The organism is Pseudomonas sp. A125, assembly GCF_055409485.1.
On sequence record NZ_JBUZVP010000007.1, the window covers coordinates 266,039 to 289,841 of the forward strand.

A 23,803-nucleotide genomic window follows, 5' to 3' on the forward strand; every position below is an offset into this window, starting at 1 on the left:
TATTTGTCAGTGATATGAGACGTGGATCATGGGTTTTCGCTACCTGCTGGTTATCGGCTGTTTATGCTTTCCCTTGATCGCGGGTGCGGTGCCTGCGCCCGCCACTCATCAGGCGCAGCTCGATGACGGCCAGCGTGAATGGCTGGGCCAGCACCCGGGCCTGCGGGTCGGCCTGGTGTTGCAGGCGCCCTATGCCCAATACGATCGACGCTTGCAGCGGTTGTCCGGGGCCAACGTCGAGTTGATGCAGTGGCTGGCCAAGGCGCTGGGCATTGAACTGACCTGGCGCAACTTCCCCAACCAGGAGCAACTGGAAGCGGCGGTGCGTGATGGCGAGGTCGATATTGCTCCTGGCCTGGTACAAACCCCCGCCGGCCTGCGCCTGTGGTTGTTCTCCGACCCCTATATGCGTGTGCCCCAGCACATCGTCGGCATTCGTGACGGCGGCACATCGGTAGACCTGGAAAAACTCGACGACCAATCCCGCGTCGCCGTGCGCATGCCCAGCGCCGTGGCGGATTACCTGCGCAGCACCTACCCGAGCCTCAACCTGCAAGGCGTGCCCATGGAGCGCCAGGCCCTGCAACTATTGGTGAGCCAGCAAGCGCGGTATGCGGTGGTGGACGAGGCGCAATTGAGCCGCTTGTCTGGCGAAAACGAGTTCGCCGGCCTCGCCGTGGTGGGCGATATCGGCCTGCCGCAATTGCTGCGAGTGGCGACGCGGCGCGACTGGCCGGAGTTGGCCGACATCATGCAAAGCGCTTTGCGCACGATTCCCGCCCGCGACCTGGACCAGTTGCACACACGCTGGCTGCAACCCAAGTACCCACGGGTGACCGAGTCTGCGGGGTTCTGGCAAAACCTCACGCTGCTGTTGGGCCTGTTGTTGCTCGCCAGCCTGGCCATAGTGTTCTGGCAGCGCCGCCAGCAACGAGGCCTGGAACACAACCTGCTGGCCGCCCGCGAAGAAAGCGCCGCCCGTGCGGCCGGCGCCGAAGCCTTGCGCCTGACGCAGTTCTCCATTGACCAAAGCACCGTCGGCATCCTCTGGGTCAATTGGGACAGCCATGTGCGCTACGCCAACCTGGCGGCAGAAACCATGCTCGGCTACGGCCCCGACGCGCTGATCGAACGGCCGTTGATCGAACTCGACCCGACGCTGACCATGGACCGCTGGCTCAACCTGTGGAAACGCGCCAGGGCCAGCGAAGACGGGCCGCAGAGTTTTGCGACCAGTTGCCTGCGGGCCGACGGCAGCGTGTTGCCGGCAGACGTGTCCCTGAGTTTCCTGCGCTTTGCCGACGGCGAATACCTGGTGGTCTACCTCAATGACGTTACCGAGCGCCGCCGCGCGCTTGCGGCCCTGCAGGAAAGTGAAGCGCGCCTGCAAGGCATTGCCGCCAACGTGCCGGGGCTGGTGTTTCGCCTTGAACGCTTGCCGCGCAGTGAAGCGATCGAATTCGCCTACATCAGCCAGGGCAGCGAGGGGTTGGTGGGTTACGCCCCGGAAGTACTCAGCCACCCGGCCATGGGCATTCGCAGCCTGGTGCACCCCGATGATCGTGCCAGTTATCACCGCACCCAGGACCAAGCCATCGAGACCGAAAGCAACTGGGCCTGGCAGGGCCGCATCCTGACCCGCCTGGGCGAACAGCGCTGGGCCGATATCAAGGCCGTGACCCGGCGCCTGGAAGGCGGCGCCGTGGTCTGGGACGGGATTGTCTGGGACATCAGCGAGAGCAAACGCATCGAGCTGGAGCTGGACGCCTCCCGCGCGCAACTGCGGGAACTGTCCGCGCACCTGGAAACCGTGCGCGAGGAAGAGAAGGCCCGCATCGCCCGGGAAGTACACGATGAGCTGGGGCAAATGCTCACCGTGCTCAAGCTGGAAACCTCGATGTGCGAGCTGACCTACGCGCAACTGGACCCGGGCCTGCAGGAGCGCCTGAACAGCATGAAGCGCCTGATCGCCCAGCTGTTCCAATTGGTCCGTGACGTAGCCACCGCCCTGCGCCCGCCGATTCTCGATGCCGGGATTGCCTCGGCGATCGAGTGGCAGGCCCGGCGTTTTGAAGCCCGTACACAGATTCCCTGCCTGGTGCAGGTGCCGGACAACCTTCCGGCTTTGAGCGACGCCAAGGCCATCGGCCTGTTCCGCATCCTGCAGGAGGCGCTGACCAATGTGATGCGCCATGCCCAGGCGCATACTGTGGAGCTGACGCTGGTGGTGGAGGGCGCACATTTGCGGCTGACCATCAGCGACGATGGCGCAGGGTTCGTCCAGGCTCCCGGGCGCCCGGTGTCGTTTGGCCTGGTGGGCATGCGCGAGCGGGTGCTGATCATGGGCGGGCAACTGAGGCTGGACAGCGAATTGGGCGAGGGCACCACCCTGAGTGTGACCGTGCCGCTGGATTGATAACCAAAAGAAGAGGACATCCACCGTGATCCGTGTACTGGTAGCCGAAGACCACACCATCGTTCGTGAAGGTATCAAGCAACTGATCGGCCTGGCCAAGGACCTGCTGGTGGTGGGCGAGGCGAGCAATGGCGAGCAGTTGCTCGAAACCCTGCGCCACGTGCCCTGCGAGGTGGTGTTGCTGGACATCTCGATGCCCGGCGTCAATGGGCTGGAAGCCATCCCGCGGATTCGTGCGCTGAACAATCCACCGGCGATCCTGGTGCTGTCGATGCACGATGAAGCGCAAATGGCTGCCCGTGCGTTGAAGGTCGGTGCAGCCGGTTATGCCACCAAGGACAGTGACCCGGCCCTGTTGCTGACAGCCATACGCAAAGTCGCGGCGGGTGGGCGGTATATCGACCCGGACCTGGCAGACCGGATGGTCTTTGAAGTCGGCCTCACCGACTCCCGGCCCTTGCACTCGCTGTTGTCGGAGCGCGAGTTCTCGGTGTTCGAACGCCTGGCCCAGGGCGCCAACGTCAACGACATTGCCCAGCAGTTGGCGTTGAGCAGCAAAACCATCAGCACCCACAAGGCGCGCCTGATGCAAAAGCTCAATATCACCTCTCTGGCGGAACTGGTGAAGTACGCCATGGAGCACAAGCTTCTATAACCGCTTATCTGTTTGCGACCACCCGGCGCGCCCGATAAACCCATTCCTGCCAGCTGTAGCTGCCCGACTGTTCTGTGCCCGCCATCCGTGTAGGGCAATCCCTACCCCAAACCTTCCATCCTGCTGATGCCAAACTCTCCGGGCCCCCGATTTTCGTGGGCTTGCGCCTGGACTACGCTTGTTCGATGGCAGTCCAAAACAAAAAGGTGCGGGTATGAGTGAGGCGGATTCGAACGATGTGCTGGTCAGCTTTCGTGGCGTGCAAAAGAGCTACGACGGCGAGAACCTGATCGTCAAAGACCTCAACCTGGAAATCCGCAAGGGCGAGTTCCTGACCCTGCTCGGGCCGTCCGGGTCGGGCAAGACCACCAGCCTGATGATGCTCGCCGGTTTTGAAACCCCCACCGCCGGCGAGATCCAGCTGGCTGGCCGCTCTATCAACAACGTGCCGCCCCACAAGCGTGATATCGGCATGGTGTTCCAGAACTACGCGTTGTTCCCGCACATGACCGTCTCCGAGAACCTGGCGTTCCCGCTGTCGGTGCGCGGCTTGAGCAAGACCGACATCAGCGAGCGGGTCAAGCGCGTGCTGAACATGGTGCAGCTTGATGCCTTCGCCCAGCGTTACCCGGCGCAACTCTCCGGCGGCCAGCAACAGCGCGTGGCCCTGGCCCGAGCCCTGGTGTTCGAACCGCAACTGGTGTTGATGGACGAACCCCTCGGCGCCCTCGACAAACAACTGCGCGAACACATGCAGATGGAGATCAAGCATCTGCACCAGCGCCTCGGCGTCACCGTGGTGTACGTGACTCACGACCAGGGCGAAGCGCTGACCATGTCCGACCGGGTGGCGGTATTCCATCAGGGCGAGATCCAGCAGATCGCCGCGCCGCGTACTTTGTATGAAGAGCCGAAAAACACCTTCGTCGCCAACTTCATCGGCGAAAACAACCGCCTCAATGGCCGCTTGCACAGCCACACCGGCGACCGCTGCGTGGTCGAGTTGGCGCGCGGCGAAAAGGTCGAGGCGCTGGCGGTAAACGTCGGCCAGGTCGGCGGCCCGGTGACCCTGTCGGTGCGCCCCGAGCGTGTCAGCCTCAATGGTTCCAGCGAAAGCTGCGTCAACCGCTTCTCGGGGCGGGTGGCTGAATTCATCTACCTGGGCGACCACGTGCGCGTTCGCCTGGAAGTCTGCGGCAAGTCCGATTTTTTTGTGAAACAACCGATCGCCGAGCTGGACACAGCCCTGGCGGTCGGCGACGTGGTACCGATTGGCTGGCAAGTCGAGCACGTTCGCGCACTCGACCCACTTCTAGAGGCGAATTAATCGCCCTATGGCTTCACCAACCCTGCACGTGGAGAGAACAACAATGTTTAGATCCCTGAAATATTCAGCCCTGGCGTTGAGCCTGATGGGCGCGACACAGGCCATGGCAGGCCCGGACCTGACGGTCGTGTCCTTCGGTGGCGCGAACAAGGCGGCGCAGGTCAAGGCCTTCTACGCACCGTGGGAAAGCGCGGGCAACGGCAAGATCGTCGCCGGTGAATACAACGGTGAAATGGCCAAGGTCAAGGCCATGGTCGACACCAAGAGCGTGTCCTGGGACCTGGTAGAAGTGGAATCGCCGGAACTGTCCCGTGGCTGCGACGAAGACATGTTCGAACCGCTGGACCCGAAACTGTTCGGCAACCCGGGCGACTACGTCAAAGGTGCGATCCAGCCCTGCGGCGTGGGCTTCTTTGTATGGTCCACCGTGCTGGCCTACAACGCTGACAAACTCAAGGCAGCACCCGGCGGCTGGGCAGATTTCTGGGACACCCAGAAATTCCCGGGCAAGCGCGGCCTGCGCAAGGGTGCCAAGTACACCCTGGAATTCGCCCTGATGGCTGACGGCGTGGCACCCGCGGACGTGTACAAAGTGCTGGCCGGCAAAGATGGCCAGGACCGTGCGTTCAAGAAGCTCGATGAGCTCAAGCCGTACATCCAGTGGTGGGAAGCGGGCGCCCAACCGCCGCAGTACCTCGCCTCGGGCGACGTGGTCATGAGCTCTGCCTACAACGGCCGGATCGCCGCCGTGCAGAAAGAAAGCAACCTGAAAGTGGTGTGGAACGGCGGGATCTACGATTTCGACGCCTGGGCGATTCCAAAAGGCCTGGCGAAGGACCGCGCTGAGGCGGCGAAGAAATTCATCGCGTTCTCGGTGCAGCCGCAGCAGCAGAAGACCTACTCGGAAAACATCGCCTACGGCCCGGCCAACATCCAGGCGGTACCGTTGCTGGCGAAGGACATCCTGAAGGATATGCCGACTACCCCGGAAAACATTGCCAACCAGGTGCAGATCGACGTGAGTTTCTGGGCGGATAACGGTGAGCAACTGGAGCAGCGCTTTAACGCGTGGGCGGCCAAGTAACTCGCTACACCGCCGACCCCTTGTGGGAACAGGTTTGTGTGGGAGCTGGCTTGCCTGAGATCGCATCACCGCGGTGCAACTGATACACCGAGGTGCCTGCATCGCGGGCAAACCCGGCTCCCACACACGCCGGTTTCCACATGAGATTTGCTGCGTTTGGCAGATTGCATTCATTTTCAAGTTCCGGAGTTCGCCATGGCCATCGCCATTCCCAGCCCCACCCTGAAACAGCGCTTGGCGCGTGCCGAGCGGCTCAACCGCTGGAAGGCCCAGGCCTTGATCGCGCCATTGGTGGTGTTTTTGCTGCTGGTGTTCCTGGTGCCGATTGTGGCGCTGCTGTACAAAAGCGTCGGCAACCCGGAAGTGGTGGGCGGCTTGCCGCGCACGGTGGTAGCGGTGACGGCCTGGGACGGGCGCGGCCTGCCTGGCGAGCCGGTGTACCAGGCGCTCAGCGAAGACCTGGGCGAAGCCCGCAAAAACTCGACCCTGGGCGATCTGTCAAAACGCTTGAACATGGAACTGGCGGGCTATCGCAGCCTGCTGACGAAAACTGCGCGGGCGCTGCCGTTTACCCAAGCGCCTGCCTCTTATAAAGAAGCGCTGGAAAACCTCGACGAACGCTGGGGCGACCCGGCGTATTGGCAGGCGATCCGGCGCAACACCAGTAGCCTCACGCCTTACTACTTGCTGGCCGCTGTCGACCACCGCATCGACGACCTCGGCGAAGTCGCCCCGGCCACGCCGGACCAGGCGATCTACCTCGATATCTTCGCCCGTACGTTCTGGATGGGCCTGGTGATCACCGTGTTCTGCCTGCTGCTGGCCTATCCGCTGGCGTACCTGCTGGCCAACCTGCCGGCGCGGCAAAGCAACCTGCTGATGATATTGGTGCTGCTGCCGTTCTGGACTTCGGTGCTGGTGCGCGTGGCGGCCTGGATTGTGTTGCTGCAATCCGGCGGCTTGATCAATAGCGCGCTGATGGGCATGGGCCTGATCGATAAGCCGGTGGAGCTGGTGTTCAACCGGCTGGGGGTCTACATCTCGATGGTGCACATCCTGCTGCCGTTCATGATTCTGCCGATCTACAGCGTGATGAAAGGCATCTCGCCCACCTACATGCGGGCCGCCATTTCCCTGGGCTGCCACCCGTTCGCCAGCTTCTGGCGCGTGTACTTCCCGCAGACTTACGCGGGCGTGGGCGCCGGCTGCCTGTTGGTGTTCATTTTGGCGATCGGCTACTACATCACCCCGGCGTTGCTGGGCAGCCCGAACGACCAAATGGTCAGTTATTTCGTGGCCTTCTACACCAACACCAGCATTAACTGGGGCATGGCCACGGCCCTGGGCGGCTTGCTGCTGCTGGCCACCGTGGTGCTGTACCTGATCTACAACTGGCTGGTAGGCGCCAGCCGCCTGCGCCTGAGCTAAGGAGACCGTTGCGATGCTGAACCCTTATATGTCGCCCGTGGAGCGGGTCTGGTTCTACAGCTTGCGGATTCTCTGCGGCCTGATCCTGTTGTTCCTGATCTTGCCGGTGCTGGTGATCATCCCGCTGTCGTTCAACAGTGGAAGCTTTCTGGTGTACCCGCTGCAAGGTTTCTCGTTGCACTGGTACCAGGACTTCTTCGGTTCGGCGGAGTGGATGCGCGCCCTGAAGAACAGCATCATCGTCGCCCCTGCCGCGACGGTGCTGGCGATGGTCTTCGGCACGCTGGCGGCGATAGGCCTGACCCGCGGGCATTTCCCCGGCAAGGCACTGGTGATGGCCCTGGTGATTTCACCAATGGTGGTGCCGGTGGTGATTATCGGCGTGGCCAGTTACCTGTTCTTTGCGCCGCTGGGCCTGGGCAACAGCTTTTTCTCGTTGATCGTGGTGCATGCGGTGCTGGGTGTACCGTTTGTGATCATCACCGTGTCGGCGACCTTGCAGGGGTTCAACCACAACCTGGTGCGGGCGGCGGCCAGCTTGGGTGCGTCGCCGTTGACCGCATTTCGCCGGGTCACGTTGCCGCTGATTGCGCCGGGGGTTATTTCCGGTGCGCTGTTTGCCTTTGCCACCTCGTTTGATGAAGTGGTGGTGACGCTGTTCCTCGCCGGGCCCGAGCAGGCGACCTTGCCCCGCCAGATGTTCAGCGGCATCCGCGAAAACCTCAGCCCCACCATTGCCGCCGCAGCGACCTTGTTGATCGCCTTCTCGGTGGTGTTGTTGCTGACCCTGGAATGGCTGCGCGGGCGCAGTGAAAAGCTGCGCACCGCCCAAGTTTAAAGGCCGACTCTCGGTCAAATGTGGGAGCTGGCTTGCCTGCGATGCGGGCGACTCGGTTTTTCAGTTGCACCGAGTTGATGCTATCGCAGGCAAGCCAGCTCCCAAAGGGAACGTGCCATTCAGCTGCTGAATGGCAGACAACCCGCAATCCGACGCTATTCTTGTGCCAGCCCATAACTGATAAGAGGCCGCGCACATGAGTACTTCCTCATTCAAGATCGCCCACAAACTGCTCACCGGCCCAGGCGCCATCGAGCAACTGGCAACTGAGCTGACACGCCTGGATGTCGACAACCCGCTGATTGTCACCGACGCGGCGCTGGTCAAGTCCGGCACCGTGGCGTTGGCGCTGGAGCACCTGGGCGAACGAACCTACGAAATCTTCGACCGCGTGCTGCCCGACCCGGAAATCGCCATCGTCGAGGATTGCATGCGCGTGTACCGCGAAGGCGGGCATGACGGCCTGATCGGCCTTGGCGGCGGTAGCGCCATCGACATCGCCAAGAGCGTGGCGGCCTACGCCGGTTACCACGGCGCCCTGGCCGACCTGTTCGGCGTAGACCAGGTGCCCCGCAAGGGCCCGCCGCTGATCGCCATTCCCACCACCGCCGGCACCGGTTCGGAGGTGACCAACGTGGCGATTCTGTCGGACAAGGTCGCGCAACTGAAAAAAGGTATCGTCAGCGATTACCTGCTGCCGGACGTGGCCCTGATCAGCCCGCAAATGACCCTGACCTGCCCCCGTAGCGTCACCGCCGCCAGTGGTGTGGACGCGCTGGTACACGCCATCGAATCCTACCTGTCGCTGAACGCCTCGCCGATTACTGATGCGCTGGCGCTTGGCGCGATCAAGTTGATCGCCAAGGCACTGCCCAAGGCCTACGCCAACCCGGCCAACCTGCAAGCCCGCGACGACATGGCCACCGCCAGCCTGATGGCCGGGATGGCGTTCGGTAACGCTGGCGTGGGCGCGGTGCATGCGCTGGCGTACCCGCTGGGCGGGCGCTTCAACATCGCCCACGGCGTGAGTAATGCCTTGCTGCTGCCCTACGTGATGCACTGGAACAAGCTGGCGTGCGTTGAGCGCATGCAAGAGATTGCTCAGGCCATGGGCGTGAATATTACGGGGCTGAGTGCCGTGGATGCGGCCGACCTGGCGGTGGAGGCCATGACGCGACTGTGTGCCGCAGTCGAGATCCCGTCCGGCCTGCGCAGCTTTGGTGTGCCCGAGGATGCCATCCCGGCCATGGCGGTAGAGGCGGCGGGCATCGAGCGCCTGATGCGCAACAATCCGCGCAAGCTCAGCGCCGCGGATATCGAGAAAATCTACCGGGCTGCCTACTAACCATTGAGTCAGGTCACGGTGCGCGTAACAAAGCATGAGGTATACAATGCGCGCCATCGTGATTTAGCTCAAAAAGGTGCGTCATGCAGCCCTTCGTCATTGCTCCATCGATTCTCTCCGCCGACTTCGCCCGCCTGGGCGAAGAAGTGGACAACGTGTTGGCCGCCGGTGCCGACTTCGTTCACTTCGATGTCATGGACAACCACTATGTACCGAACCTGACCATTGGTCCGATGGTGTGCGCCGCCCTGCGCAAGTACGGCGTGACCGCGCCCATCGACGCGCACTTGATGGTCAGCCCGGTGGACCGCATCGTCGGTGACTTCATCGAAGCCGGTGCGACCTACATCACCTTCCACCCGGAAGCCACGCTGCACGTCGACCGTTCCCTGCAACTGATCCGCGAAGGCGGTTGCAAGGCCGGCCTGGTGTTCAACCCGGCCACCCCACTGAGCGTGCTTGAGTACGTGATGGACAAGGTCGACATGGTACTGCTGATGAGCGTCAACCCGGGCTTTGGCGGGCAGAAGTTCATCCCTGGTACCCTCGACAAGCTGCGCCAGGCGCGCGCGCTGATCGATGCATCGGGGCGGGATATCCGCCTGGAAATCGACGGTGGCGTCAACGTGAACAACATTCGCGAAATCGCCGCGGCCGGTGCCGACACCTTTGTGGCCGGCTCGGCGATCTTCAACGCCCCGGACTATCAGGAAGTGATCGCCAAAATGCGTGCAGAACTGGCGCTGGCGCGTCCATGAGCGGCTTTGAGCAGCTGTTCCCCGGCAAACTGCCACGGCTGGTGATGTTCGATCTGGACGGTACGTTGATCGATTCGGTGCCGGACCTGGCGGCGGCCGTGGACGACATGCTGCTCAAGCTCGGTCGCAAGCCGGCGGGTGTCGAGTCGGTGCGCGAGTGGGTTGGCAACGGCGTGCAGATGCTGGTACGCCGGGCCCTGGCCAACAACATCGACGCCGAGGGTGTCGATGAGGTGGAGGCCGAGCACGCCCTTGAGCTGTTCAACGTGGCTTATGAAAACGGCCACGAGCTGACCGTGGTCTATCCCGGTGTGCGCGACACCCTGAAGTGGCTGCACAAACAGGGCGTGGAAATGGCCCTGATCACCAACAAGCCTGAGCGCTTCGTCGCGCCGCTGTTGGACCAGATGAAGATCGGCCGTTATTTCCGCTGGATCATCGGCGGCGATACCTTGCCGCAAAAGAAGCCTGACCCGGCTGCACTGTTCTTCGTGATGAAAATGGCCAATATCCCGGCGTCCCAATCGCTGTTTGTCGGCGATTCGCGCAGCGATGTGCAGGCGGCGAAGGCGGCGGGGGTCAAATGCGTGGCCTTGAGTTATGGCTACAACCATGGCCGCCCGATTGCCGAAGAATCCCCGGCGCTGGTGATTGATGACTTGCGCCTGTTAATCCCCGGTTGCTTGGGAGCGGGCGCTGAGATAACGTTGCCCGACGCTGTTCCATCCCCTTCTGGAAATCCCATCGTGGTGGTCACTCGCAAACTCTGGATGAAAGTCATCAAGGCCCTGGCCCGCTGGCGTTGGCGCGCCTGACTGATCCTCGCCGCGTTGCGGCACGTTTGCACACCTGACCGTTAGACACTCAAGCCACGAGGCACCTCATGATCCGCGAAGAATTCCTGCGTTTGGCCGCTGCCGGCTACAACCGTATCCCCATGGCCTGCGAAACCCTGGCCGACTTCGACACCCCGTTGTCGATCTACCTGAAGCTTGCCGACGAGCCCAACTCCTACCTGCTGGAGTCGGTGCAGGGCGGCGAAAAATGGGGCCGTTATTCGATCATAGGCCTGCCGTGCCGCACGGTGCTGCGGGTACATGATCACCATGTAAGCATCACCCTGGACGGCGTCGAGATCGAAAGCCACGACGTGGAAGACCCGTTGGCTTTCGTCGAGGAATTCAAGGCGCGCTACAACGTGCCGACCATTGCCGGCTTGCCGCGCTTCAATGGTGGCCTGGTGGGTTACTTCGGCTACGACTGCGTACGTTACGTGGAAAAACGCCTGGGCAAATCCCCGAACCCCGATCCGTTGGGCGTGCCGGACATTCTGCTGATGGTCTCCGACGCCGTGGTGGTGTTCGACAACCTCGCCGGCAAGATGCACGCGATTGTGCTGGCTGATCCTTCCCGGGCCGATGCGTTCGAGCAAGGCCAGGCCAGCCTCGAAGCGCTGCTGGAAAAACTGCGCCAGCCGATCACCCCGCGTCGTGGCCTGGACCTCAGCCGTCCGCCGGCGGCAGATCCGATCTTTCGTTCAAGCTTTACTCAGGATGACTACGAGCGTGCGGTCGATACCATCAAGGAATACATCCTTGCCGGTGACTGCATGCAGGTGGTGCCGTCGCAACGCATGTCCATCGACTTCAAGGCTGCGCCCATCGATTTGTACCGTGCGCTGCGTTGCTTCAACCCGACGCCGTACATGTACTTCTTCAACTTTGGCGATTTCCACGTAGTGGGCAGTTCGCCGGAAGTGCTGGTGCGGGTCGAAGACAACCTGATTACCGTGCGCCCGATTGCCGGCACGCGCCCTCGCGGTGCCACCGAAGAGGCAGACCTGGCGCTGGAGCAAGACCTGTTGAGCGACGACAAGGAAATCGCCGAGCACTTGATGCTGATCGACCTGGGCCGCAACGACACCGGGCGAGTCTCTGAAATCGGTTCGGTGAAGCTCACCGAGAAGATGGTGATCGAGCGGTATTCCAACGTGATGCACATTGTGTCCAACGTCACCGGCGAGCTGAAGGCCGGGTTGACCGCAATGGACGCACTGCGGGCGATCCTGCCGGCGGGCACCTTGTCGGGCGCGCCGAAGATTCGTGCGATGGAAATCATCGACGAACTGGAGCCGGTCAAGCGGGGTGTGTATGGCGGCGCGGTGGGGTATTTTGCCTGGAACGGCAATATGGACACCGCGATTGCGATCCGTACGGCGGTGATCAAGGACGGCGAACTGCATGTGCAGGCGGGCGGCGGGATTGTGGCTGACTCGGTGCCGGCGCTGGAGTGGGAAGAGACGCTGAACAAGCGCCGGGCGATGTTCCGGGCTGTGGCGTTGGCTGAACAGACCCCGCAGGGCTAACTGTTGAGCTAGATCCAAAATGTGGGAGCCGGGCTTGCCCGCGATGGCGGTGTGTCAGTCGACAGATTAGTTGACTGATCTACCGCAATCGCAGGCAAGCCAGCTCCCACAGTTGTTTGTGAGGGATTTGAGATCGCCTCAGAAATCCAGGCTCACCCCCACACTTACTCCTTGCTGGGTAAAGTTGTCATCCTTTCTCACGTTATACGCCGCGTTCAGCGCCAGGTCCTTGGTCACCTTGTGGCTAACTCCCAGGTTCAGGCGATCCGAATTGCTGCGCGGTGTGTAGCCGTCCAGTTTGAAATCAATCCCCGGCACGCTGTTAAGGGACATGCCGACTCGCTGCGTATCGTTTTCAAACTCGTGCTCGTGGGCCACTTCGCCAAACACCAGGGTTTGCGGGGTGAAGCGGTAGTTCGCTTGCAGACCAATCCCCAAACGCTTGGAGTCGCGCTGTTGGTCATCAAAGGTCAAGGCCGTGGACCGCGCATCTTTCTCTGAATAACCATTCACCTGCACCCGTGAATAGTCGGCGCTGATAAACGGCGAGAAGTGCCATTCGCTGTTCGGTTCGGCGATGTCATAGCCCACGCGTGCGCTCAGGGCCCACAGCCAGCCGTCGGTGTCGCCTTTTTCGGTGCCTTCGCTGACGCCCAGGGCGAACTTGCGCTTGAGGTTGTCGAAGTCCAGTTTGCCGCCGGTCAATGCGGCGTCGGCCCACCAGTGATCTTCCTGATACTGGGCGAATGCGGTGCCCAGGTAGCTATTGAGCTTGTAGTCCGAATCGCTGGCGCCGGCCTCAAGACTCTGGCGATAGAAGCCTGCTGCCACACCCACGCGCCACTCGTCGTTGAGCCTGTAGCTGCCACCGATGTTCAGGTTATAGCCGCTGCCGTCACCGCTGGCCGAGCTGTTTTGATCATCGAAGTCCAGGTGCTGGCCCCCAGCGTCGACAATCGCCCGCCATTGGCCTACGGCCTGCCAGTTACCGGAGTCGGCTTGCCATTGGTTGCGCAATGAATCCTGATGGGCACGCAAGGTGCCTTGGGCCATTTCTGGAAGCAGGGTGATTTCCCAAGGGGCGGCCAGCAGCGAATAGGCGTAGTCGGCGATCAATACCTGGCCGGCTTCGGTCGGGTGGACGCTGTCGTTGTAAATCAGCTTGGTCGGGTCCGGGTTGGTGCCGCCCACGCCATACACCGGATTCCTGCAGGTGGTGCCGCTAAAGCAGGTCTGGTTGAGGTTCTGGTCGGTGGCGAAACCAAAGCGCCCGGGGTCGGCAAAGGTCTCCTTGAGCAGCAACGGAATGTTCAGCGGGATGATCTGCGCGTCGATTTGCGACAGGCGTTGCACCAGGGTCTGGTTGAAGACGCCGGCCAAGGCGCTGACAGCCCCTTGCAGCGGCGTACCATTTACAGCAGGCGTCAGGCCCAGGTCAGGCAGCATCCACACCATCACGTAACGGGCGCCAGCCTGTTGCAGCGCCTGGGCGCTATTGGCCAGGCGCCCGGCAGCGGCCGAAGCCTGGTCGGGGCTGAGGACCAGGCCGTCGAGGAAGTCATTGCCGCCGCCAGAGAGAAAATACAATGCGTTGGGGTCGGCTCGGCCACCCGTCAATGCCAGGTATCCGGGGCGTGTGCGCAATACCTGCCCGGTGTCGCTGTCGGTGACAGTGGAGTTACCGGTGATGGCATCGTAGATTTGCTGGGTGGTGTACCCACCGACGGCCCAGTTGTTACCGTCTGCCTGGCCTTGCGCGGCGCGCTCCGGCGAGGTGGAGGCGTTCAGGTCGCCCGCCGCGACGCCCAGCTTGCCGCCCAGCAACGTCGAAGAAATCAGCGAGGTGCTTTCGCCGCTGCCGTCGAAGTATTGCGGGCCGGTGCGGTTGGTGAAGCGGTAGGTTGAGCCTGGGGCCCCGGGGTCGGCGAATGTCCCGGCATCGGCCAGGCTGTCACCGAACACGATCATGGTCGAATAGGGCGAGGGTGCGGCAAAGGCGTGTGAGCAGGCCAGCGTTAACAGGCAGCCGGCGAGTGGAGCGAAGTAGCGCGTCTTGGTCATGAGTCCGTCCATGATTTTATTGTTGTGTCAGCACTGTGACTATAACGGTCTTGCAAGGGTTCTGAAAAATTTGACGCCAATTATCGGTCTGGTGCTTTCCCCCGTATTTGCGGCGCCATATTGCACCGCTGGCGAGGCTACGTTACTGTGCTTGGACGTATGAATGAGACCCTTCCCGTGTTGATCATCAGCAAACTCTTGATGCGAGTAGTCAAGGCACACGCCCGTTGGCGTTGGCGCGCCTAACTTTTCCCTACCGGCCACGCCGGACCTGTACCGATTCGCCTTTCTTCACCTTTTGTTTGACGCCCCTTGCCGGCCAACCCCGGCAACCGGAAAGTGCGTCTGGCAGCGGGTCACTCCCTTGGAAGGCCGTCATTAGAAGTCAGTGAATTCAAGAGGTTTTAACCCACATGTTGCTGATGATTGATAACTACGACTCCTTTACCTACAACGTTGTGCAGTACCTGGGCGAGCTCGGTGCCGAGGTCAAGGTGGTGCGCAACGACGAAATGACCGTGGCGCAAATCGCCGCGTTGAACCCGGAACGCATCGTCGTTTCCCCAGGCCCGTGTACGCCGACCGAAGCGGGCATTTCCCTGGAAGCCATCCAGTTCTTCGCCGGCAAGTTGCCGGTCCTGGGTGTGTGCCTGGGCCACCAGTCCATCGGCCAGGCGTTTGGCGGCGACGTGGTTCGCGCCCGCCAGGTGATGCACGGCAAGACCAGCCCGGTGTTCCACAACGACCAAGGCGTATTCCACGGTTTGAATTTGCCGGTGACGGTGACCCGTTACCACTCGCTGGTGGTCAAGCGTGAAACCTTGCCCGAGTGCCTTGAGCTGACGGCCTGGACCCAGTTGGAAGACGGCTCCGTCGATGAAATCATGGGCCTGCGTCACAAGACACTGAACGTCGAAGGGGTGCAATTTCACCCGGAATCGATTTTGACCGAGCAGGGCTACGAGCTGTTCGCTAACTTTCTCAAGCAGAGCGGCGGCACGCGCTAAGGACTTTTCATGGATATCAAGACTGCCCTGAGCCGTATCGTCGGCCATCTGGACCTGAGCACCGCTGAAATGAGCGATGTGATGCGCGAGATCATGACCGGTCAATGCACCGACGCACAGATTGGCGCGTTCATGATGGCCATGCGCATGAAGAGCGAAAGCATCGACGAAATCGTCGGCGCCGTGTCGGTGATGCGTGAGCTGGCGGACAAGGTTGAACTCAAGACCCTGGACGGCGTGGTGGACGTGGTTGGCACCGGCGGTGACGGTGCGAATATTTTCAACGTGTCGACAGCCGCTTCGTTTGTCGTGGCGGCGGCGGGCTGCACCGTGGCCAAGCACGGCAACCGTGCCGTGTCGGGTAAAAGCGGCAGTGCCGACTTGCTGGAAGCGGCAGGCATCTACCTGAAGCTGACCCCGGTACAAGTGGCGCGTTGCATCGATAACGTTGGTATTGGCTTCATGTTTGCGCAGTCCCATCACGGCGCAATGAAACACGCTGCCGGCCCGCGTAAAGACCTGGGCTTGCGCACCCTGTTCAACATGCTCGGCCCGCTTACGAATCCGGCCGGCGTGAAACATCAGGTAGTAGGCGTGTTCAGCCAGGCGCTGTGCCGTCCATTGGCTGAAGTCTTGCAGCGCATGGGCAGCAAACATGTGTTGGTGGTGCACTCCAAGGATGGGCTGGACGAATTCAGCCTGGCGGCACCGACCTTCGTGGCGGAGCTGAAGAATGACCAGGTCACCGAATATTGGGTCGAGCCCGAAGACCTCGGCATGAAAAGCCAGAGCCTGCACGGCCTGGCGGTGGAAAGCCCAGCCGCCTCCCTTGAATTGATTCGCGATGCCCTCGGGCGTCGCAAGACCGAAAACGGCCAAAAAGCCGCAGAAATGATCGTGCTCAATGCCGGTGCGGCGCTGTACGCCGCGGATCACGCCTACAGTCTCAAAGAGGGTGTTGCCCTCGCTCATGATGCATTGCACACCGGGCTGGCGCGCGAAAAGCTCGAAGAACTGGGTGCGTTTACTGCGGTGTTCAAAGTGGAGAATGAAGGATGAGTGTGCCGACCGTTCTGGAAAAAATCCTGGCCCGCAAGGCTGAAGAAGTTGCCGAGCGCCGTGCTCGTGTGAGCCTGGCGGAGCTGGAAGGCCTGGCAAAAAGCGCCGATGCACCGCGTGGTTTTGCCAATGCGCTGATCAAGCAGGCCAAGGACAAACAGCCGGCCGTCATCGCAGAAATCAAAAAAGCTTCGCCGAGCAAGGGCGTGATTCGCGAAATCTTCATCCCTCAAGATATTGCCAAGAGCTACGAGAAGGGCGGCGCGACGTGCCTCTCGGTGTTGACCGATATCGACTTCTTCCAGGGCTCCGACCCGTACCTGCAGCAAGCACGTGCGGCTTGCTCGCTGCCGGTGATCCGCAAGGACTTTATGGTCGACCCGTACCAGATCGTCGAAGCCCGCGCATTGGGCGCCGATTGCGTGCTGTTGATCGTCTCGGCACTGGATGACGTGAAGATGGCCGAACTGGCCGCCGTGGCCAAAAGCGTTGGCCTCGACGTGCTGGTGGAAGTGCATGACGGTGATGAGCTGGAACGCGCACTGAAAACCCTCGACACACCGTTGGTGGGCGTCAATAACCGCAACCTGCACACCTTCGAAGTCAGCCTGGAAAACACCCTCGACCTGTTGCCGCGTATCCCGCGTGACCGGTTGGTGATCACCGAAAGCGGCATCGTCAATCGCGCCGATGTCGAACTGATGGAGATCAGCGGCGTGTACTCGTTCCTGGTCGGCGAAACCTTCATGCGTGCCGAGAACCCGGGGGCAGAATTGCAGCGCCTGTTTTTCCCGGAGCGTGGCGTTGCCGTCAGTGGCTCGACCCTGGATTGATGATGACCCAGCCGGTGGCGATGACGGTCGAGGCAGGCCTTAAGGCCGAGCAGGATTTGCTCGCCGCCGTCTGCGCGGGTGAACAACCGTTCGGCCTGTTGTTCTGGCAACCGAGTGATCAAGCGTTGGTGATGCCGCGCCGCCTGAGCCGGCTCCCGGCATTCGAGACGGCCAGCCAGGTCTCGGCTGACGCCGGTTGGCCGGTATTGCTGCGGGAAACGGGCGGCGAGCCAGTTCCGCAGTCGGCGGCCACGGTCAATATCGCGCTGGTCTACGCGCCGCCGCGCAGTGAAGGCGACCAGGGCCGTATCGAAACGGGCTACCAGCGTTTGTGCCAGCCGATTTGCGACCTGCTTATCGAGCTGGGTGGCAATGCATCGGTGGGCGAGATAGAGGGTGCGTTTTGTGACGGTCGCTACAACGTCAACCTCGACGGCCGCAAAATGGTCGGTACTGCCCAGCGCTGGCGCCAGAGTGGCGGGCGCCCGGTGGGGTTGGTGCATGGCGCATTGTTGCTGGATGACGATCGCGTCGAGTTGATCGGCGCGGTCAATCGCTTCAACGCAGCCTGCGGGTTGGAGCAACGGGTGCGCGCCGAAAGCCACATCGCCCTGCACGAAGCCTTCGCCGCGCCAGACGCGATTGCCCGGCTCGACACGTTATACCGCCAGATGCTCGCGAGCTTCCTGGCGGTTTAACGCGTACCGAACACCACCATGGTCTTGCCTTTGACGTGGACCAGGTTGCGTTCTTCCAGGTCCTTGAGCACCCGGCCCACCATTTCCCTTGAGCAACCGACGATCCGGCCAATTTCCTGGCGGGTGATCTTGATTTGCATCCCGTCGGGATGGGTCATGGCATCCGGCTGCTTGCACAGTTCCAGCAGGCAGCGGGCGACTCGGCCGGTGACGTCGAAGAACGCCAGGTCGCCGACTTTACGGGTTGTGTCCCGCAGGCGCTGGGCGATCTGGCCGCTCAAGGCGTACAGAATATCGGGATCTTGCTGGGCCAATTCGCGAAACTTCGCATAGCTGATCTCGGCGACTTCACATTCAACCTTGGCCCGCACCCAGGCGCTGCGTTGCTGTTCCTTGCCGGCTTGTTCGAACAGCCCGAGTTCACCGAAGAAATCGCCGGTATTGAGGTAGGCGATGATCATTTCGCGGCCATCGTCATCCTCGATCAGGATGGTGACTGAGCCCTTGATAATGAAGAACAGGGATTCCGAGCGCTCGCCCGCGCAGATGATGTTGTGCTTGGCCGGATGACGCCGGCGCTGACAATGCATCAGCAATTTGTCGAGGTTCTTGATTTTGGGTGTGGGAGTAATAGCAACCATGGTTGTATCCCGAAAAGACTGCACGGTGTTGTTGAGCTTGTTTTTTTATCCAGCGCGATCAACGGCCAAGCTACATCATCCAGTGGATGGCAATGCGCCATTGATTTGGCGCCAGCTTAACAGACACATTCTGACTTCATTAGGGAATTTACCCAGTAAACGCGGCTGATGATCGCTTTGGTGGGAAACGCTGACGGCCCAAAGCCCTGTGTTAAGCTGGCGTCCCTTTTTTAGCAGTGGAGTCTGGGCGATGAAGGCACGCATCCAATGGGCGGGCGAAGCCATGTTCCTCGGTGAATCGGGCAGTGGCCACGTGGTGGTCATGGACGGCCCGCCGGAGGCCGGTGGCCGTAACCTGGGCGTACGCCCGATGGAAATGCTCCTGCTTGGTGTAGGCGGTTGCAGCAATTTCGACGTGGTCAGCATCCTGAAGAAGTCCCGCCAGGCGGTGGAAAGCTGCGAAGCGTTCCTGGAAGCCGAGCGTGCGACCGAAGACCCGAAGGTGTTCACCAAGATCCACATGCACTTCGTGGTCAAGGGCCGTGCGCTGAAAGAAGCCCAGGTCAAGCGTGCCATCGAACTGTCGGCAGAGAAGTACTGCTCGGCCTCGATCATGCTGGGCGCTGCGGGCGTTGCCATCACTCACGATTACGAGATCATTGAGTTGGGCTGATTGCTCAATCGGCAGGCAAAAAGAAAGGGCGCTTGCTAGCGCCCTTTTTTGCTTTCTGCTGGAACTAGATGCGGTAAGTGCTCTTGGTCATGACCTTGGCCAGCAGGCTCATGCCAAATTTCACCGGTGCCGGGAAGCGGAACCCGCCCGCGTCCAGCGCGCTTTCGGCGTGATGTTCTTCATCAATACGCATCTGCTCAAGAATCGCCCGGGACTTTTCGTCCTCGGCCGGCAATTGCTCAAGGTGTTCGTTGAGGTGCTTGCACACCTGATGCTCGGTGGCAGCCACAAAACCCAGGCTGACTTTGTCGCTGATCAGCCCGGCCACCGCGCCAATGCCAAATGACAAGCCGTAGAACAGTGGGTTCAAAACGCTCGGGTGGCTGTTCAACTGGCGAATGCGTTGTTCGCACCAGGCCAGGTGGTCGATTTCTTCTTGCGCGGCGTGTTCCATCGCAGCGCGTACTTGCGGCAGCTTGGCGGTCAAGGCCTGGCCCTGGTAGAGCGCCTGGGCACAGACTTCACCGGTATGGTTGATACGCATCAGGCCGGCGACGTGGCGGGTGTCGGTCTCACTCATCTGCGCCTCGGGCTGCACGATGGCGGGCGACGGGCGGTGCGGTTGGCCGCTGAATGGCAACAGCGTGCGCATGGCCGTATCGGCTTGCAGCAACAGGCGATCAATCGGCGAGTAGTGACGTTGGGTAGTCATGCTGACCTCCGGGAATAATCTCGGCGGCCAGTTTACCGCAAGAGAGGGTGAAGCGTTTGCGCTGGGTCAAATTGCTCGCCACCGGCAATGTTCAGCCCGGCGGCCAGTTCATCTGGCGCTGACCCAGTACATGCATATGGATGTGATAAACGGTCTGCCCGCCGTCTTCATTGCAGTTCATCACCACACGGAAGCCTTTTTCACAGCCTTGCTCAACCGCCAGGCGCTGGGCAGTGAACAGGATGTGCCCGGCCAATGCCTTGTCTTCCTCGGTGAGGTCGTTAAGGGTGCGGATCGGCTTTTTTGGGATCACCAGGAAATGCACGGGTGCCATTGGCGCGATGTCGTGGAAGGCCAGGACCTGATCATCCTCGTAGATGATCTTCGCGGGTATTTCTCTGTTGATGATCTTGGTGAACAGAGTATCCACAGCTGTTTCTCCATTGTGAAAGTGCAGGGTGAGTGTACTCAGGCGATCAGCGTGGGCAATAGGCTTTGTTGATCGCGCCGGCGATTTTGCGGGTCAGCCAGCGCGGGCTCAGGCGCGGGCTGAACGCCAGCCAGCGATTACGCCGGCCGGGAATGATGATGGCTTTGTTTTTGGCCAGGGCGCGCACGGTATAAAGCGCGACTTCTTCCGGGCTCATCAGCTGTTGGTTGCGGTCCAGCTTGGCGGTGTCCATTTGTGCGGTGGCGTAGAACGCGGTGCGGGTGGGGCCGGGGCATAGCACGGAAACCTTGATGCCGCAGGTCTTCAATTCTTCGCGCAGGCCTTCGGAGAAGTGCAGCACGTAGGCCTTGCTGGCGTAGTAGGTGCTCATCCACGGCCCGGGCTGGAAGGCGGCGACCGACGCGACATTGAGAATTTGCCCGCCGCCGTGCAGCGCCATGGCATTGCCGAGGGCATGGCACATGCGGGTCAGGGCCAGGATGTTGACCTCTATCAGGTCCTGCTCGGTCATCCAGTCCTGTGCCAGGAACGGGCCACTGGTGCCGATGCCGGCGCAGTTGACCAGCAGGTCGATCTGCCGCTCGCCTTCTTCAAGCTCCAGCAGAAACCCGGACAGCCGCAAGGGCTCGCCCAGGTCGCAGGCACGGAACAGCACCTCGACGCCAAAGCGTTGAGTCAATTCGATTGCAATGCTTTCCAACTGATCACGCTGGCGGGCCACCAGAATCAAGCTGCGGCCGCGACGGGCCAGTGCTTCGGCCAAGGCCAGGCCGATGCCGCTGGAGGCACCGGTGATCAGAGCGTAACGGGTCATGCGTTTCTCCATCGCAACGCTACCGGGCCTGTGACAGAGGCGTCACAGGCGTCGGGCGTTTTTCACTGTTGCGTAGAGTCTACAGGTTCGGCTGCGTCGTCAGCACTTTGCACATCGACTTCATCGACGGTGGTGGCCTGGTCGCTGTCGTCATCGGAATTGATGGAGCTGCTTTCGTAGCTGCCGCCGACTTCGCTTTCCAGTTGATCAAGGTAGCCGCTCATGCCCACTAACACTGCGCCGGCAAACACCAGCGGAATGAATGCGAGCCACAGCGCGGAGAGGATTTTCACCGCAGTGGAGTTGCGCGGTGGCGGCGCGCCGTACTGGTTGGCACCTGTATTACCCGGGAGAACCATCAGCAGGATCGGGAAGATGCTGCCTACGAACGGCACCAGGTGCAGGAACCACAGCCAGCCGGACCAACCCAGGTCATGCAGGCGCTGCACAGTGATCTGCACGCTGACCCACACAGCGGCCACGAGTAGGGCAATGCCCACCAGGAAGCCAATGACCATGGCAATCGTCGGGGACACGGCGGCGATGCCCAGCCCGACAGTGAAGAATACGCCCGAGATAAAGAGCATCACCGCGCTCAATACCAGTGTCCACGCCAGGAAGCGCAGGCGCCCGATACGCCCGTTGACGGTGAATACCTTAAGGGTGGAGAACTCTGGCAGGCTCTCGCCAACGGCTGCCCGGGGCGGGGCATAAGGCGAAGCGGCGGGGCGGGAGTAGTCAGTCGAGCTGCCGGAGTCTGTTTCATGGGTTTCGGCAAGGCTGAAGGCCACGGGCTGCTCTTCTTCTATACGCGCATCGACCCCGGCGTTTTTCAACGCTTGCAGATAGGTTTCTGCATCTGCGCGGGAAAGGTCGCGCTTCAGGGCGACGGGGCGGCCAGTGAAGAGTTTTTCGATTGCTTCAACGTCGCTTTTGAACAGTTCGGCGAGGTTCAGCTTGGCGGTGGTGCTCTCGACACCCGGGAGCAATGCGCCATCAAACACAATCTTGAAACGGTTGTCGCTCATGCGGGCATCCTTGTCACTTAAGAGGGGTACGCCTGCTTCGATCAGCAGGCTTTACATCGCGGATCAGCGAGGCCAGCGTTTAGGCAATTGTGCCGCATACTCGAGCGCCTTGCGGTATTCGGCATCCAGGCGGGCCACGAGTTCATCGACGCTGGGCAAATCATCAATCTCACCGACACCTTGGCCGGCCGACCACACGGTCTTCCAGGCTTTGGCTTCGTCATTGAGTGGCTTGAGTTTGGAGCCGAAATTGACTTCGCCCTTGCCTTGTAGCGCAGCGAGGTCGAAACCGGCGTTTTCCAGGCTTTGGCGCATGAAGCTTGCGGGAATGCCAGAGACGGCTGGAGTGTGCACGATGTCGGCTGCGCGCGATGTGAGCAGCATCTCTTTATAGGCATCCGGGGCGTGGCTTTCGGTGGTGCCGATAAAGCGGGTGCCAAAATACGCCAGGTCTGCGCCGAGCAGTTGCGCGGCAAGGATTTCGTGGCCGTGATTGAGGCAGCCGGCGAGCAGCAGGGTTTTGTCGAAGAACTGCCGGATTTCTGCAATCAGCGAGAAGGGGCTCCAGGTTCCGGCGTGACCACCGGCGCCCGCTGCTACGGCGATCAGGCCATCGACGCCGGCCTCGGCGGCTTTCTCGGCATGGCGCCGGGTGGTGACATCGTGGAATACCAGGCCGCCGTAGCTATGTACGGCGTCCACCAATTCTTTCACCGCGCCCAGGCTGGTGATGACGATCGGCACTTTGTGTTCCACACAAATCGCCAGGTCTGCTTCGACACGCGGGTTGCTGTTGTGCACGATCAGGTTGACGGCATAGGGCGCCGGGTTGTCCAGCAGCGCCAGCCCTGCTTCGATCTCTTCCAGCCACGCCTTGAAGCCAATGCTTTCACGTTGGTTGAGGGCAGGGAAACTGCCGACTATTCCATTACGGCAGCAGGCCAGGACCAGTTGCGGGTTGGAGATCAGAAACATCGGCGCAGCCACGACGGGCAGGCGCAGACTTTGTTCGAGCGAAGCGGGCAGCGACATTGGAAGTACCCCGAGTAATAGAAATTAGAACGGTTTGACCACGACCAAAATTACGATAGCCAGCAATATCAGAACTGGCACTTCATTGAACCAGCGATAAAAGACATGGCTGCGGGTGTTTTCGCCACGGGCGAAACGTTTTACCTGCGCGCCGCACATATGGTGGTAGCCGATCAGCAATACGACGAGCGTCAACTTGGCGTGGATCCACCCGCCGGATTGAAAGATGGCGGGGTTGAGGTAGATCAGCCAGCCGCCGAACACCAGGCTGGCGATCATTGCCGGGCCCATGATGCCGCGGTACAGCTTGCGCTCCATCACGCTGAAGCGTTCCTTGCTGACGGTGTCCTCGCTTTGGGCGTGGTAGACGAACAGGCGCGGAAGGTAAAACAGCGCGGCAAACCAGCAGACGATGCTGACGATATGAAAGGCTTTGACCCATAGATAAAGCATTTTTAGTTATTCCCAGGTTCACGGTAGCTGAAGATAGTAGTGGCTCAAGCGTCTACACGTCACGTTGACGGTTGTCGCAGGACGATACGGCCCCTATTATCGACGGCTTTCCAGTGGGTTCGTTG

23 protein-coding genes are annotated in these 23,803 nt (G+C 61.1%); 15 read left to right on the forward strand and 8 right to left on the reverse strand.

What is annotated here, in order from left to right:
- The first annotated feature begins 28 nt into the window (after positions 1 to 28).
- From ACZRN6_RS12380 to trpE, 10 genes are all read left to right on the forward strand, one after another.
- Entirely contained in the window at positions 29 to 2,416 is a 2,388-nt protein-coding gene (locus tag ACZRN6_RS12380) for a PAS domain-containing sensor histidine kinase (RefSeq protein WP_464008053.1), read from the forward strand.
- Positions 2,417 to 2,441: 25 nt separating this feature from the next.
- Entirely contained in the window at positions 2,442 to 3,071 is a 630-nt protein-coding gene (locus tag ACZRN6_RS12385) for a response regulator (RefSeq protein WP_003210977.1), read from the forward strand.
- 214 nt (positions 3,072 to 3,285) lie between these two features.
- Positions 3,286 to 4,398 (forward strand): ABC transporter ATP-binding protein, encoded by a 1,113-nt coding sequence (locus ACZRN6_RS12390; RefSeq protein WP_464008054.1) that lies wholly within the window; start codon positions 3,286 to 3,288, stop codon positions 4,396 to 4,398.
- A gap of 43 nt (positions 4,399 to 4,441) precedes the next feature.
- Complete coding sequence (locus ACZRN6_RS12395) at positions 4,442 to 5,482, forward strand: ABC transporter substrate-binding protein (protein ID WP_464008055.1); 1,041 nt, start codon at positions 4,442 to 4,444, stop codon at positions 5,480 to 5,482.
- A gap of 195 nt (positions 5,483 to 5,677) precedes the next feature.
- The gene (locus ACZRN6_RS12400) at positions 5,678 to 6,910 is read left to right on the forward strand and encodes an ABC transporter permease (protein WP_464008056.1); all 1,233 of its coding nucleotides are present in this window, start codon (positions 5,678 to 5,680) and stop codon (positions 6,908 to 6,910) included.
- A gap of 13 nt (positions 6,911 to 6,923) precedes the next feature.
- Entirely contained in the window at positions 6,924 to 7,748 is an 825-nt protein-coding gene (locus ACZRN6_RS12405; RefSeq protein ID WP_322147887.1) for an ABC transporter permease, read from the forward strand.
- Between the two features lie 196 nt (positions 7,749 to 7,944).
- On the forward strand, positions 7,945 to 9,093 hold the full coding sequence (locus ACZRN6_RS12410; protein ID WP_322147886.1) for an iron-containing alcohol dehydrogenase: 1,149 nt from the start codon (positions 7,945 to 7,947) through the stop codon (positions 9,091 to 9,093).
- A gap of 83 nt (positions 9,094 to 9,176) precedes the next feature.
- Positions 9,177 to 9,851, forward strand: coding sequence for a ribulose-phosphate 3-epimerase (rpe, locus tag ACZRN6_RS12415; RefSeq protein ID WP_088423373.1), 675 nt, complete (start codon positions 9,177 to 9,179; stop codon positions 9,849 to 9,851).
- Complete coding sequence (locus ACZRN6_RS12420; protein ID WP_322147885.1) at positions 9,848 to 10,666, forward strand: phosphoglycolate phosphatase; 819 nt, start codon at positions 9,848 to 9,850, stop codon at positions 10,664 to 10,666. Before rpe ends, ACZRN6_RS12420 begins: the two co-directional genes overlap by 4 nt.
- A 68-nt stretch (positions 10,667 to 10,734) precedes the next feature.
- Positions 10,735 to 12,216: an anthranilate synthase component I gene (trpE, locus tag ACZRN6_RS12425; RefSeq protein ID WP_322147883.1), complete on the forward strand. Its 1,482-nt coding sequence runs from the start codon at positions 10,735 to 10,737 to the stop codon at positions 12,214 to 12,216.
- A gap of 138 nt (positions 12,217 to 12,354) precedes the next feature.
- Here trpE and estP read toward each other — a convergent pair whose 3' ends face one another.
- The gene (gene estP, locus ACZRN6_RS12430; RefSeq protein ID WP_464008057.1) at positions 12,355 to 14,277 is read right to left on the reverse strand and encodes an esterase EstP; all 1,923 of its coding nucleotides are present in this window, start codon (positions 14,275 to 14,277) and stop codon (positions 12,355 to 12,357) included.
- A gap of 413 nt (positions 14,278 to 14,690) precedes the next feature.
- Between estP and ACZRN6_RS12435 the strand changes: the two genes are divergently transcribed.
- From ACZRN6_RS12435 to ACZRN6_RS12450, 4 genes are read left to right on the forward strand one after another with little or no spacing between them, the layout of a single operon-like run.
- The gene (locus tag ACZRN6_RS12435; protein ID WP_322147881.1) at positions 14,691 to 15,284 is read left to right on the forward strand and encodes an aminodeoxychorismate/anthranilate synthase component II; all 594 of its coding nucleotides are present in this window, start codon (positions 14,691 to 14,693) and stop codon (positions 15,282 to 15,284) included.
- Between the two features lie 9 nt (positions 15,285 to 15,293).
- Entirely contained in the window at positions 15,294 to 16,343 is a 1,050-nt protein-coding gene (gene trpD, locus ACZRN6_RS12440) for an anthranilate phosphoribosyltransferase (RefSeq protein ID WP_464008058.1), read from the forward strand.
- A complete protein-coding gene (gene trpC, locus ACZRN6_RS12445; protein WP_322147879.1) occupies positions 16,340 to 17,176 on the forward strand; it encodes an indole-3-glycerol phosphate synthase TrpC in 837 nt (278 codons plus the stop codon). Before trpD ends, trpC begins: the two co-directional genes overlap by 4 nt.
- 2 nt (positions 17,177 to 17,178) lie before the next feature.
- Complete coding sequence (locus tag ACZRN6_RS12450) at positions 17,179 to 17,874, forward strand: lipoate--protein ligase family protein (protein WP_322147877.1); 696 nt, start codon at positions 17,179 to 17,181, stop codon at positions 17,872 to 17,874.
- On the opposite strand, the gene crp is transcribed toward ACZRN6_RS12450, so the two are convergent.
- Positions 17,871 to 18,515 carry a cAMP-activated global transcriptional regulator CRP gene (gene crp, locus ACZRN6_RS12455; RefSeq protein WP_177088822.1) on the reverse strand — a complete coding sequence of 215 codons (645 nt, stop codon included), beginning with the start codon at positions 18,513 to 18,515 and terminating at the stop codon, positions 17,871 to 17,873. The genes ACZRN6_RS12450 and crp overlap by 4 nt on opposite strands.
- Before the next feature lie 250 nt (positions 18,516 to 18,765).
- On the opposite strand from crp, the gene ACZRN6_RS12460 reads away from it, so the two are divergent.
- Positions 18,766 to 19,188, forward strand: a complete 423-nt coding sequence (locus ACZRN6_RS12460; RefSeq protein ID WP_005792019.1) for an OsmC family protein — start codon at positions 18,766 to 18,768, stop codon at positions 19,186 to 19,188.
- Positions 19,189 to 19,252: 64 nt separating this feature from the next.
- Here ACZRN6_RS12460 and coq7 read toward each other — a convergent pair whose 3' ends face one another.
- From coq7 to hemJ, 6 genes are all read right to left on the reverse strand, one after another.
- Positions 19,253 to 19,900 carry a 2-polyprenyl-3-methyl-6-methoxy-1,4-benzoquinone monooxygenase gene (gene coq7, locus ACZRN6_RS12465; protein ID WP_322147876.1) on the reverse strand — a complete coding sequence of 216 codons (648 nt, stop codon included), beginning with the start codon at positions 19,898 to 19,900 and terminating at the stop codon, positions 19,253 to 19,255.
- A 91-nt stretch (positions 19,901 to 19,991) separates the two neighbouring features.
- Positions 19,992 to 20,330: a histidine triad nucleotide-binding protein gene (locus ACZRN6_RS12470; protein ID WP_003210943.1), complete on the reverse strand. Its 339-nt coding sequence runs from the start codon at positions 20,328 to 20,330 to the stop codon at positions 19,992 to 19,994.
- A 46-nt stretch (positions 20,331 to 20,376) separates the two neighbouring features.
- Positions 20,377 to 21,165 (reverse strand): SDR family NAD(P)-dependent oxidoreductase, encoded by a 789-nt coding sequence (locus ACZRN6_RS12475; RefSeq protein WP_322147875.1) that lies wholly within the window; start codon positions 21,163 to 21,165, stop codon positions 20,377 to 20,379.
- A 62-nt stretch (positions 21,166 to 21,227) separates the two neighbouring features.
- The gene (locus ACZRN6_RS12480; protein ID WP_464008059.1) at positions 21,228 to 22,193 is read right to left on the reverse strand and encodes a DUF805 domain-containing protein; all 966 of its coding nucleotides are present in this window, start codon (positions 22,191 to 22,193) and stop codon (positions 21,228 to 21,230) included.
- Positions 22,194 to 22,256: 63 nt separating this feature from the next.
- Positions 22,257 to 23,225, reverse strand: a complete 969-nt coding sequence (locus ACZRN6_RS12485; protein WP_464008060.1) for an NAD(P)H-dependent flavin oxidoreductase — start codon at positions 23,223 to 23,225, stop codon at positions 22,257 to 22,259.
- A 24-nt stretch (positions 23,226 to 23,249) separates the two neighbouring features.
- Entirely contained in the window at positions 23,250 to 23,678 is a 429-nt protein-coding gene (gene hemJ / locus ACZRN6_RS12490) for a protoporphyrinogen oxidase HemJ (protein WP_088423386.1), read from the reverse strand.
- Positions 23,679 to 23,803: the final 125 nt, after the last annotated feature.